General features: G+C 39.2%; 7 protein-coding genes. All 7 read left to right on the forward strand.

From position 1 onward, the window contains the following. Positions 1-12 precede the first annotated feature (12 nt). The gene (locus tag G7050_RS12280) at positions 13-1,608 is read left to right on the forward strand and encodes a RagB/SusD family nutrient uptake outer membrane protein (protein WP_166115778.1); all 1,596 of its coding nucleotides are present in this window, start codon (positions 13-15) and stop codon (positions 1,606-1,608) included. A 250-nt stretch (positions 1,609-1,858) separates the two neighbouring features. After that, a complete protein-coding gene (gene kbl, locus G7050_RS12285) occupies positions 1,859-3,046 on the forward strand; it encodes a glycine C-acetyltransferase (protein WP_166115780.1) in 1,188 nt (395 codons plus the stop codon). Between the two features lie 30 nt (positions 3,047-3,076). Continuing rightward, complete coding sequence (locus tag G7050_RS12290; protein ID WP_166115782.1) at positions 3,077-4,021, forward strand: NAD-dependent epimerase/dehydratase family protein; 945 nt, start codon at positions 3,077-3,079, stop codon at positions 4,019-4,021. A 190-nt stretch (positions 4,022-4,211) separates the two neighbouring features. After that, entirely contained in the window at positions 4,212-5,303 is a 1,092-nt protein-coding gene (locus tag G7050_RS12295) for a fibrobacter succinogenes major paralogous domain-containing protein (RefSeq protein ID WP_166115784.1), read from the forward strand. A gap of 292 nt (positions 5,304-5,595) precedes the next feature. Further along, positions 5,596-9,705 carry a hybrid sensor histidine kinase/response regulator transcription factor gene (locus tag G7050_RS12300; RefSeq protein WP_166115786.1) on the forward strand — a complete coding sequence of 1,370 codons (4,110 nt, stop codon included), beginning with the start codon at positions 5,596-5,598 and terminating at the stop codon, positions 9,703-9,705. A gap of 205 nt (positions 9,706-9,910) precedes the next feature. Continuing rightward, positions 9,911-11,071 (forward strand): glycoside hydrolase family 105 protein, encoded by a 1,161-nt coding sequence (locus G7050_RS12305; RefSeq protein ID WP_166115788.1) that lies wholly within the window; start codon positions 9,911-9,913, stop codon positions 11,069-11,071. Between the two features lie 111 nt (positions 11,072-11,182). Continuing rightward, positions 11,183-13,300, forward strand: a complete 2,118-nt coding sequence (locus G7050_RS12310; RefSeq protein ID WP_166115790.1) for a glycoside hydrolase family 2 protein — start codon at positions 11,183-11,185, stop codon at positions 13,298-13,300. Positions 13,301-13,333 lie beyond the last annotated feature (33 nt).

A 13,333-nucleotide genomic window follows, 5' to 3' on the forward strand; every position in this document is an offset into this window, starting at 1 on the left:
ACATTCATTATCATGAAAAAATATATATCAGCAATTTTATTCGCTCTAGTATTGTTCAGTGCTTGCAGTGATAGCTTTTTGGACGAGAACCCAAAAAACTTCGAGAGTGCCGAACAGACATACAAGACAACCAAAGGCTTTAATGCAGCCCTGAACGGCTTGCATGCCTATGCCAGACTCGAGTTCGAAACATGGAACGACAATATTGTCGCACAAGGAGCCTGTGCCTATGAGGTATTGCAGGGAGGTTTGGATGTATGCTACATAAACAATGTAGATGGTACTTTGCAGCCTTTTCAAAAGTATACATTTGATGCAACCAACAGCTATATCGCCAATAGATGGAAGTGGGCTTACGGGCTAATTACCAATGCCAATATGATGGTTAATTATGCCGAAAAGGGCGATGTGGCATGGATTAAAGATACCGACAAAACATTCTTTCAGGCTAATGCACGTTTCTTTAGAGCATATGCATATCGTTATCTGACTTATTTGTATGGCGATGTGCCTTGGGTAGACAAAGTAGAGGATACTTACAGAGTCGATTTTGAGAGGACTCCCAAAGCACAGGTACTTGCCAAGATGATTGAAGACCTGGAATTTGCTGCTAAATACCTGCCCGAAAATCCCGGAGACGTAAAAGATGGGGAATTGACCAAATGGGTTGCCCTGCATATGTTGAGTGAGATCAGTATTTTTGCAGGCGATTATAAAAAAGCCCAAACAGCAGCTTTAGAAGTAATCAATTCGCCTTATTTTAAATTGATGGACACACGCTTTGGCAAGAATGCCTCACAAGCAGGTGACCCGTTTGCCGATATGTTTCTTGAGAAAAATCAAAACCGCAAAGCAGGTAACTTAGAATCTATCTGGGTTATACAAGCAGAATACAATGTAACAGGTGGAAGTACTACTTACAACGACTGGACTCGCCGTGCATGGGTTCCGGCCTATTATAGTATTCCCGGTTTTATGATAACTCAGGAATATGGAGGAAGGGGCTTAGGACAAATACGTCCTATCAATTACATCTTTAATAGTTATGAGACTCAGGATATAAGAAATTCTATCTATAATATTCGCCGCGAGTTTATATACAACGATCCGAAGAATACTGAATTGTTTGGCAAGAAGCATACTATTACCGAGGATAATATGGATAGGGGATATATGTTTCCGACTACTACCAAATTTGATTATATGCCCGAAAATGATCCGACTTATGCAGGTAATCAAAAAGATAAAATAAGATTCCGACTTGCCGAAACATATCTTTTGCTGGCAGAGGCTTATCTTGACGATAATCAAGCTTCAAAAGCTGTTGATGCCATAAATAAGGTTCGGGAAAGGGCTGGAGCTACACTTGCTAAAGTGGCAGAGGTGAATATGGATTATCTGCTGGATGAAAGATCAAGAGAATTGTTAGGTGAAGAGATGAGGCGTTTTACATTGGTACGTACAGGTAAATTGATAGAAAGGACAAAGAAATACAATTCTAAGTCGGCATCTACTATAAAAGATCATCATGTTCTTTGGCCTGTACCACAAGGTGTTATTGATGCCAATTCGGGATTGAAATGGGAAAATAATCCAGGATATAATTAAAAATGAAAAACAAACTCATAGAGGTGTGTCAGTAAAATTCGGACTATATTGTTTAATAAATCTAATTGAGAATATATGTAGTAATGCAGAATATAATTATCTTTATATGGCTAAATAAAGTTTAGTCACAAGCCAAAACAACAAAAGGGTTTTAGACCCGAAACTGAAATAAGGAGATATTTCAATTATTTGAATAATCTCCTTATTTTTGATCTGATACCATTGAATATTCACTATAATTCGTAAAGCCATGTACGGAAAATTTCAAGAATTCTTGCAAAAAGAATTAAACTCAATCGAAGAACAAGGACTATTTAAAAACGAAAGAATTATTACATCTGCCCAAAATGCTCGAATAAGAGTGCAAACAGGACAGGAGGTTCTCAACTTTTGTGCAAACAATTATCTCGGATTATCGGATAATCAGGAATTGATTGATGCAGCTAAAGAAGCATTGGATAAACGAGGCTTCGGGATGTCGTCCGTTCGTTTTATCTGCGGTACTCAGGACATACACAAAGAATTGGAAGCCAAAATTTCGAAGTTTTTCGGAACAGAGGACTCCATACTTTATGCAGCCTGTTTCGATGCTAATGGCGGCGTATTCGAACCTCTGTTGGGAGAAGAAGACGCTATCATTTCGGATGCTCTGAATCATGCATCGATAATTGATGGTGTACGTCTGTGTAAAGCAAAAAGATACCGTTATGCCAATGCCAATATGGTGGAGCTGGAAGAGTGCCTTAAGCAATCGCAAGTACAACGCTTTCGTATAATAGTTACCGATGGAGTATTTTCTATGGATGGTAATGTAGCCCCTCTTGATAAAATAATGGAACTTGCCGATAAATACCAAGCTTTGGTAATGATAGACGAAAGCCATTCGGCAGGAGTCGTAGGCAAAACAGGACGAGGTGTGACCGAATTATATAACTGCAAAGGAAAAGCCGATATTATAACCGGAACTCTGGGCAAAGCTTTTGGTGGAGCTATCGGTGGATTTACAACCGGTAAGAAAGAAATAATAAGCATGTTGCGTCAACGTTCACGTCCTTATTTGTTTTCGAATTCTATCCCTCCTATGATTGCCGGAGCAGGTATCCGTATGTTCGAAATGATGGACGAAAGTAACGACCGTCAGGATAAACTTCATGCCAATGTCGATTATTTTGTATCTAATATGCAAGCCGCAGGATTCGATATAAAACCTACTCAGTCTGCTATTTGTGCTGTGATGCTGTATGATGCGAAGCTTTCGCAGCAGGTAGCTGCTAAACTTCTGGAAGAAGGAATCTATGTTACAGGATTTTATTATCCGGTAGTTCCCAAAGGTGAAGCACGCATACGGGTACAATTATCGGCAGCACACGAAAGAGAGCATCTCGAAAAATGTATTGCGGCATTTACCAAAGTAGGTAAAGAACTGGGTGTGATTTAAAGGGGCTAAACCTTATATTATTGAAAAACTATGAAGAAAATTCTTTTTACGGGTTGTGCAGGACAAATAGGTTCGGAGCTAACCTTGGCATTTCGCAAACTATACGGAAACGACAATATTATTGCCTCTGACTTATCGACCAAAGTATGTCCCGATTTATTAAACAGCGGACCCTTTGTGCAATTGGATGTGTTGGATACTAAAGCATTGGGAGAAACTATCGACAAATATAAAGTCGATGGTATAGTGCATCTGGCAGCCATACTTTCGGCAGTGGGTGAGAAAAATCCCCAATTAGCTTGGAATGTCAATATCAATGGTACGGTAAACGTGTTCGAAGTAGCACGTGAGAAGAAGCTGGAACGAGTGCTTGTGCCCAGTTCCATTGCAGCTTTTGGACCCGATACACCCCGAACGATGACACCTCAGAAAACGATACTCCATCCGACTACCATGTATGGAGTTACTAAGGTAGCTCTTGAACTGTTGGGCAATTATTACAACCTCAAATACGATATGGATATCAGAGGGTTGAGGTATCCGGGAGTAATAAGTCATAAAACACAACCGGGAGGAGGTACAACCGATTATGCTGTAGCCATTTACTTTGATGCTGTAAAGCAAGGTTCGTATGAATGTTTCTTGACAGAAGATACTATGTTGCCGATGATTTATATGCCCGATTGCCTGAAAGCAACTATTGAATTGTTTCAAGCCGAGAAATCACGCTTGCAGAATGCAACAGGATATAATCTGGCAGCCTTTAGCGTAACTCCGAAAGAAATGACAGAGTCGATACAGAAAGTTATTCCCGATTTCAAAATATCTTATTCGCCCGATTACAGGCAGGAGATTGCCGATTCGTGGCCCGATAGTATTGATGATAAAGAGGCCAGAGACGAATGGGATTGGAAGCCCGATTATGATTTAGACTCTATGACTGTTGATATTATAAAAGAGATTCGATTAAAATAAATCTTCGTATTTATTCCCTGAAAAGAGAAGTACACTCAATTATAGAGAGTACTTCTCTTTTTTCTTATTAAGTCTTTCGTAACACATTCTCTTGGTGTATCTTTGTCACAATAGAAGTTGTTTTGATATTTAATCAAGGATTGAAAGATCAGTTCTTAATTGATTCGTTTTGTATTGTAAATTAAGATGTATGAATCATAGCCTATTTAAATCATTGTCTTGTGTCTTATTCCTCTTGGGTAGTACTGTTTTGTCAGCCCAAGTTACCATAGGATCAGATAAAGCTGCTGTTTCAGGAGCATTATTACAGTTGAAACAATTCGAAACTGATGATGCCCAGTCTAATGGACAAAGTACTGCTACTAAAGGGTTGGGTATGCCCTGTGTGTTACTTCAGGCACTTAATGGAGATTTGGCAACCTCTTTGGGACTAACACCGGGATCATTGGATAAAGATACCCATGTGGGACTAACCGTATATAATGCCAGCGATATTTGTGCCTCTATTATTGCAGGAACTTATGTTTGGAATGGTACTTTCTGGCAATATTTAGGGGGAAGTTTAAAAAGAACAAATCAAGCATCTTTTGATGCTACAACCGGAATTCTTACCGATTATGAAGGTAATCAGTATTCTACTAAAGTGTTTGGCACTAAGCGTTGGATGACTCAGAATTTACGAGCTATCCGCAAACCCGATGGAGCTTGTATCGATCCCATAGATGGTGTACGCTTTAACCCTGCAAAGAATAGTACGATAATGCCCGTCACTCAGGTTAGAGTATTGGGTATTATGCCTCCCGGCAATGTAAGCTATCTTGAGAATGGAGTGACAAAAACGATGACCAATGAAGATTTTGTATCTGTATTCGGACTATTTTATACATGGAATCAAGCTATGTTAGCTTGTCCTGCCGGATGGCATTTAGCATCAGTACAAGATTGGGCAGACTTGGTTACAACCTTGGGCTCAGATAATATAGGTGCCAAAGTACGTGGAAATACCGGTGTCTCTTACAGGGCAAGTGATGGTAGTGCAGGTACTACTTATATATGGGGGATGAATGATCCTGTTGTAACTATATCGGGTTTTGATATTCTCCCCGCAGGATGGGTGCGCGAAGATGGTGTCAATGCTGTTGCCTTTTCCAGTTCTGCGTATTTCTGGACTTCTGCCCCTGCCGGAGGATATCGATATTTGAGTTTTGCTTCTCCTACTTTATCTTATTTTGGCAGTGGTAATTTAAATTTCCGTTTTTCGGTGCGTTGTGTTCAGGATTAAATTTTCTCATATAATTAATGTTTTTCTGAAAGGATGAACTGAAAAATCTTACCTTTATTCTCAGACTTTATTTTTCACATAAGGCTTGTGAATTGTATATGGTTAGTATAATTGATTATATTTCAATGTTTAGTTTTACACCTGCTTCGCTTGTCAGCCAACGGTTACACTACTAGTGCATCAAGGCAAAATGAAAAACAAACCCGATAGGGTGCATTAGAAAAACTGAACATGTATTTCAACGATTGATTCGTACCATTAACTTTTTTCTTTTACTCATTATTTGAAACACATGAGAAAATATATATTATCTCTCGTATTTCTTTTACATACATTATTTATGATATGCCCTTTTACGATAAAGGGTAAGAACGATTATCGCTTCAGAACCTTTTCGCCTGAAGGGGGATTTTATTACGATGGTGTAAAATCGATTAAGCAAGATGCCAATGGCTTCATCTGGATACTGATGGATAACGATCTCTATCGTTTCGACGGCTATCAATACAAACGTTATTACAACTATTTCAAAACCCTTGATACTTCGAGCCGATGGCTTTTCAACGACATGGGTTCTGATTCTTCAGGACATTTGTTGGTTGCAACAAGTAATGGGGTATATAGGTATAATAATAGTTCCGATTCTTTTATCGAACTACTCGACTCTAATACTTCAGGTTTAAGAATAGATTATCAAGATAATATATGGGTACGCCGCGAAGGGTTGTTAATGAAATACGATGTCCGATTAAAAACATGGAATACCGTCGAGTATGAAGGTGAAGCCTTATCAGGAATTAATTACTGCGATGGTGATAAGTTGACATGGTTTATTGCTTCAACCAAAGGCGAAATTTTTGAATACGATTATTCTAAGAATGATATAAAGAAAGTATTTTCTTTTCCGGCTTCGTCTTACATCCAAACTATCCGAAAAGCAGGTAATAAATTATGGGTCTTGATTTCCGATCAGGGACTTTACCGCATCGATATAAATACATGGAAAATAGAAGAACATTTCGATTTTTTCTATCAGCATGACACCGGTCATATTTTAGCAAAAACCTTTTATCTGGACAAAAACGGGCAAATATGGATCGGAACACAGAGAGGTTTGTATATTCTCAACCCTCAGACCAAGCAATATACACTTCATCTTCATTCCAAATCAGAACCCTTTAGTTTGCCTGATAACTCAATTTGGGCAATTTCAGAAGACAAGCAGCAAAATATATGGATCGGAACTTATTCGGGTGGATTATGCTATGTGAATCTCGAAGAGAAAGCCAGTTTTAAGACTTACACTGTGGGATTAGGACAACTGAATCATAGTCTGGTGAGTGGTTTTGCCGAAGATACTAATTATCTGTGGATAGCCACCGAAGGTGGAGGACTGAACAGAATGGACAAGAAAAGCGAACAGTTTAGCTATTACCAAAACAGACCAGATGGCAATAGCCTTGCATACGACAATATAAAATCGTTGGCAATGGATGGGAATCAGAATCTTTGGATCTCGATGTTTCGGGGCGGATTGGATTATTATAACCAGAAAACCAATCGTTTTACACATTTCAAAAAAGAAAAAGAGAACGAAAATAGCCTTCTTTTTAATGACTTACGCAAGATTGTTCTCGAGCCCGATTCGGGTTTATGGATTGCCTATCAATTAAACAAACTGGTTGTCTCTTTCTATTCGTTTAAAGACAAAACGTTTACTCATTATTATTTCGGAGAATCCGACAATAGTTATTATATCTACGATATGTGTAAAGATGCCCGTAATAATTTATGGATTATTACGCACAAAAATATATATCGGATGGATATAGCCACTCGCTCGGTGGTTGAAGTCCCGTTAAAAGACTCTTTCTATCTGAATGCACAGACTATTTCGGCAGACAACAACAATAATATATGGATTGGTACGATTGGTAACGGATTGGTAAAATACGATATTCAAACATCTCGATTTACTGTTTTCGATGATATACTGAAATTTAATGCTTCGTCCATTTATAGCCTCTGTGCAGATGGGGACAACAATATGTGGATGGGTACGGACAACGGATTGTTCAGATACAGTCCCGTAGATAGTATATTCTTCAGATTCGATAAAAAAGATGGCGTACAAGGACAAGTATATTATCCCTTATCATCTTTACGGAGCAAGGACGGAAGCCTTTATTTCGGAGGCTCCAATGGTTTTACACGGGTTAATCCACACGAAATATCGTCCAATACATTTAAACCACGAGCTATTATATCCGATTTTCTGGTCGATAATATCTCAGTGAAGCCTTACAGTGAAAATTCGGAGGATGAGGTGATAGAAAGATTTAATGATGAAATTGTACTCGATTATACACAAGTCAATTTCGGCTTTCACTTTTCGTCCGATAACTATCTGATACCCGAGAAAAACCGTTTTCGTTTCCGACTCAAAGGATACGATGACCGATGGATAGAGGTCGATGCTTCGAGTCGGAGTGCCTTTTATTCGAAGGTTCCCCCCGGCGAATATACTTTCGAGGTGATGACGGCTAATAATGATGGTCTTTGGAACGAAACTCCCACTGTTATAAAGATCAAACGATTGCCTGCACCATGGCTGAGTTGGCAGGCCTATGTTATCTATTGCCTTTTATTGGCAGGGCTTACCTATGTGGTTGTACGCTATTACAATCAGCAGAAGAAACTCAAATTACAGATTTATCTTGATCAGGTCGATAAAAACAAAAAAGAAGAGATACACCAATCGCAACTTCGCTTTTTTACCAATATATCGCATGATTTCAGAACGCCTTTGTCGCTAATTCTTGCCGCATTGGATAAATTGAGGCTCGAAGGGCTCAAAGAATACTATTATCATCTGTTGAATAACAATGCACAACGGCTGCTCAATCTGGTAAACGAATTGATGGATTTCAGAACTGTGGAAAACGGTAAAATGAAACTGCATATTCAGCCAATCGACCTGAATAGCTTTATCGAAAAAATAGCATTCGATTTTCAGGACTATGCCAAGCAACGTGATATCAGTTTCGCTATAATAACGGATAACTCGTTGCCTCCATCGGTATTAGTAGATAAACAGGTAATGGAGAAGATAGTAATGAACTTGCTTCACAATGCCTTTAAATATACCAAAGACGGAGGATGTGTGAGTATTGAAATATATGCGTCCCGAAAAACATTCACTTCTGCATACGAAAACGGATTTACGATCAATAACGACAGTCAGTTTGATAATCAATATGCCATAGCTGTCCGTGATTCGGGTATAGGTATATCCAAAGATTCAATAGAAAATGTTTTCGAGCGGTTTTATAAAGTAAAGACCGTAAACTTCGATTCGCATCTCGGTACAGGGATCGGCTTGGCGTTGGTGAAAAGCCTCGTGTTGTTACATAAAGGATCGATCAGTATTTATAGCCAGCGCGAGAAAGGTACGGATATGGTAGTTAGCTTTTCGATTGATGCCTCTGTGTATAAAGACGAAGATTTTGTGAAGGATGAATCTGTGGACAACGCTACATTGACCGCTCCTGTATATATGGATGAAGAGCCTGCCGAAAATATTGCTCTTTCGCCAACAAACGACGATATATTGTTGCGCGATAAGAAACGTATTCTCATAGCCGAAGATAATGATGACTTACGAAAACTGATTGCCGAATCGCTACGACCTCATTATGAAGTAATAGAGGCGGGTAATGGATTACTAGCTTATAAGTTACTCGACGATATGGAAGTTGACCTTATTCTCAGCGATATAATGATGCCCGAAATGGATGGTATTACCTTATGTCGTAAGGTGAAAAGCGACATTAATATATCGCATATTCCGTTTATATTGCTGACCGCCAAAACCGGATTGGAAAGCAAATTGGAGGGAGCCGATTCGGGAGCTGATACCTATTTCGAAAAGCCTGTCGATTTTAATTTGCTCAGGCTTACAATACAAAACATACTCAAACGTCAACAACAGCTTAAAGACTATTATGCTAAAAACTATTTTGTAGATAGTTCGGAGCTTTCTACCAATCAGCAAGACAATAAGTTTTTGAAGAAATTCATAGAAATATTAGATCAGAATATCGATCAACCCGAAATGGATGTTAATTACATTGCTTCTCAGCTTTCGATGAGCCGAAGCAAGCTTTATAGTAAGATAAAGAGCATGACTGATAAATCGATAGTCGAATTTATATTGAGTTACCGTCTTCGCAAAGCCGCCCGTATGATTGTGGAAGAAGATGTCTCAATGCGTGATGTAATGGAACAAATCGGAATCGAAAGTCAGTCGTACTTTACACGAGCCTTTAAAAAAGAATTTGGCGATACGCCCACCGCTTTTGCAGCCAAACACAAAAAAGGCAAAAGCGATAGTAGTTTGTAGTATAGGGGGGGAGTATTGTATACGCCCTCTATTTATTGAACAATATATTCCGGCGTATGCAGTACTGCCTCTGTGAAGTATTATAAAGCAAATAAGACAAAATAAAAGTCAGATAGGGCAAAATCAATTGGAGAGTTAAGAATACTTTTGTTGGTATAATCATTTGCATTAATAGGTTTGACCTTAAATTACATGATCTTATACTATGAAAATCAACACTACTGTCTGGCTTGTAATACTCTATTTGTTTATTAGTCTTTGCTTAGAGAGCAAGGCACAACCTAGTTACGTTCTGACAGACAGGCGGGCTTTACAAGCTACACTTGATAAAGTTGCAGACTGGCAAATCAACCACTTTAATTACTCAAAGGCAGGCAGTGCCGGACATTTGCATGACGCAGGAATAGATGCGTGGACAAATGCCACCCTTTATCTCGGAATGGCAGAATGGTCTGCCATTTCGGATAATGGGCCAAAATATTATAAGTGGTTAAATAAAATTGGTGACGAAAATAACTGGCAGATACCTGACAATTTTAAAAATATGCCTAAATACAGTCTGTATCATGCCGATGAACTGTGTATTGGTCAGTTCTACCTCAATATGTATTCTGTTTTCCGTAAAAAGAAAATGATGGAGGCCACCTTGAAACGTGCCGATTGGATAATGGCTAATCCTCCAAGTGAGGATATGAAAAATACAAGCAAGCAGACATGGACATGGTGCGATGCTCTGTTTATGGCTCCGCCCGTTTACGCTAATCTGGCCAAGTTAACAGGTGATAATCGCTATTTACAATTTATGGATCAGCAATTTAAACTCACCTATGATTATTTATACGATAAAGAATATAAACTGTTTTTCAGAGACGATCGCTTTTTTGATAAAACAGAGGTAAATGGTCAGAAAGTATTCTGGGGAAGAGGCAACGGATGGGTAGCAGCAGGATTGGTAAATATACTGAAAGCTTTACCCGAAGATTCACCGTTGAGACCTTTTTATGAAAACCTGTTTTCGGAATTAGTCGATAGTTTGGTGAATCTGCAATCCGACAATGGATTTTGGCATGCAAGCTTGCTTGATCCCGATCAGTATCCTTCGCCCGAAACCAGCGCTACGGCTCTCATAGCCTATGCTTTGGCGTATGGTATCAATAACGACTTGTTGAGTAACGGCAAGTATACAATGGCTTTGAAAAAAGCATGGATTGCTCTCGATTCGGCAATTGGCAGTGATGGAAAATTGGGATGGGTACAACCTATTGGAGCTGATCCAAAGAAAGTGACCGAAGACATGACCGCCGTATATGGGGTAGGGGCTTTACTGATGGCAGGAGCAGAAATATATAAAATGGATGTGTATTAGACTCTTTAAATAACCCATGTAGGGGAGAACCTATGTGTTCATCCGAAGAGGGTAGACGCCCAGGTCTATCCCTGGAGTGAGAATAATTATAAATACTTAATCATACTTACTATGAGATTATTAGCCGGTTTATTATTGAGCTTTTCGCTTGTTGTTGGAGGCTTTGCGAGAGATGTAGAGTCTTTTAATGAGGGTTGGTTGTTCAAGAAAGGACCTTTTCCAACCGATCAGATACTGTTTCAATCGGGCTTCGATCAGAGGTGGCAGGATGTAATCATTCCCCATACCTGGAATGCGATTGATATGCAGAATGACAAGAATAATTTTTATGCAGGAGAAGCTTTCTATAAAAAAACATACCGTCCCGATGCTTCGATGAAAGACAAACGCATCTTTCTCAATTTCGAAGGGGTTGCATCCGTAGCCGAATTGTATGTAAACGGTACATTTGCAGGCAATCATAAAGGAGGCTATTCGGCATTTACGATAGAGATATCTAAACTCTTGAAATTTGGAGAGGATAACGAAATATTACTAAAAGTTGATAACTCATCACGTCCCGATGTTGTGCCGATCAATCATACACTTTTTGGAGTGTATGGAGGAATGTATCGTCCCGTGCATCTGATCATTACAGAAAAAGTAAACATAGCGGTAACCGATTATGCTTCGCCCGGAATTTATATCAGTCAAAAGAATGTAACGAATAAGTCGGCAGATGTGAATGTCGAAATCAAAATAGAGAATAAAAACCGAGAAGCGAAACGTGTTCAGCTACTTACTTCTATTTATGATATGGATGGTAAGTTAAAGCTAAAGAAAGAAACTGCCATAAATGTACTGCCTCAGGGTAGGCAATTCTATAATCAGAATTTTACAATTACCAATCCCCATCTTTGGCAAGGTCTCGAAGACCCCTATTTATATAAAGTGGTAACACAGATTTTGTCGAACGGAACGGTTATAGATGAAGTAATTCAGCCTTTAGGTTTGAGGCATTTTGAACTCAAAGCCGCAGACGGAATGTATCTCAACGGGAAAAAAGTACCCATGTATGGCGTTTGCCGCCATCAGGACTGGTGGCAATCGGGTAGTGCATTGACCAACGAGCAGCACGATGCCGATTTGGCAATTATAAAAGAAATAGGAGCTACCACCATACGTCTGGCACACTATCAGCAATCGGAATATTTCTATTCGAAGTGCGACAGTATCGGGTTTATGATCTGGGCAGAGATTCCCTTCGTAAATAGGGTTTCTACTAAAGAAGCCGATAATGCCAAACAGCAAATAACTGAGCTTATCCGTCAGAATTACAATCATCCATCCATATATACTTGGGGATTGCACAACGAAGTATATACACCGATCAATTATACAGCTTCGTTAACAACTGAGCTTCACGATCTGGCAAAGTCCGAAGATCCTTACAGGTATACGGTATCGGTAAACGGATACGGCGATCCGGGGCATGGCGTGAATATGAATGCCGATATACAGGGTATCAATCGGTATTTCGGATGGTACGAAAAAAAGATTCAGGATATGGAGCCTTGGATAGAAGGAATGGAAAAAGAGTATCCCGATTATAAAATAATGTTGGCAGAATACGGAACGGAGGCTAATATCTATCATCAACAAGAAGTGGTGGGTGATGTGGGCGACTGCTGCGGATTCGATAAACAGTATAACGAAACTTTTGCCACCCGGTTCCACGAAATTCAATGGGGGTATATTGCTAATCATCCCTATTTGTTGGCTTCCTATCTATGGAATACGTTCGATTTTGCAACACCTGCATCTTCACAAGGAGGAGTTGAGGCACGTAACATGAAAGGTTTGGTAACCTTCGACCGTAAGTTAAAGAAAGACCCTTTCTATTGGTATAAGGCCAATTGGAGCAAAGATCCTGTTTTGTATTTAACTCAACGCAGGGCAACCGAACGGGAGAATAAAATAACACCCGTAACCGTCTATTCAAATATAGGAGTACCTCAGTTATTTGTTAATGGGGTGGAGGTTAAAAATTACAAGAAGGGAACAACCCATGTTCATTACATTTTTGAGAATATAGAATTGCAGGAAGGGGTAAATGAAATTGAGGTAAAAGCTTCATACAAAGGTGAAACGTATGACGATAAAATCCAATGGAACTATGAACGAAACCGAAATACAAGGTCAGATATACGTAAACCTCAGGAAAATAAAAATGAACATATAGGGTTGTAAGGTTAAAGACCGTCTAAATATTACTTTTTTAAG

It is taken from the genome of Dysgonomonas sp. HDW5A (assembly GCF_011299555.1).
Lineage (GTDB): Bacteria > Bacteroidota > Bacteroidia > Bacteroidales > Dysgonomonadaceae > Dysgonomonas_A.

Coding starts and splice junctions, on each gene's coding strand:
- G7050_RS12280 (WP_166115778.1), top strand. CDS start 13: ATGAAAAAATATATATCAGCAATTTTATTCGCTCTAGTATTGTTCAGT.
- G7050_RS12300 (WP_166115786.1), top strand. CDS start 5,596: ATGAGAAAATATATATTATCTCTCGTATTTCTTTTACATACATTATTT.
- G7050_RS12305 (WP_166115788.1), top strand. CDS start 9,911: ATGAAAATCAACACTACTGTCTGGCTTGTAATACTCTATTTGTTTATT.
- G7050_RS12310 (WP_166115790.1), top strand. CDS start 11,183: ATGAGATTATTAGCCGGTTTATTATTGAGCTTTTCGCTTGTTGTTGGA.
- kbl (WP_166115780.1), top strand. CDS start 1,859: ATGTACGGAAAATTTCAAGAATTCTTGCAAAAAGAATTAAACTCAATC.
- G7050_RS12290 (WP_166115782.1), top strand. CDS start 3,077: ATGAAGAAAATTCTTTTTACGGGTTGTGCAGGACAAATAGGTTCGGAG.
- G7050_RS12295 (WP_166115784.1), top strand. CDS start 4,212: ATGAATCATAGCCTATTTAAATCATTGTCTTGTGTCTTATTCCTCTTG.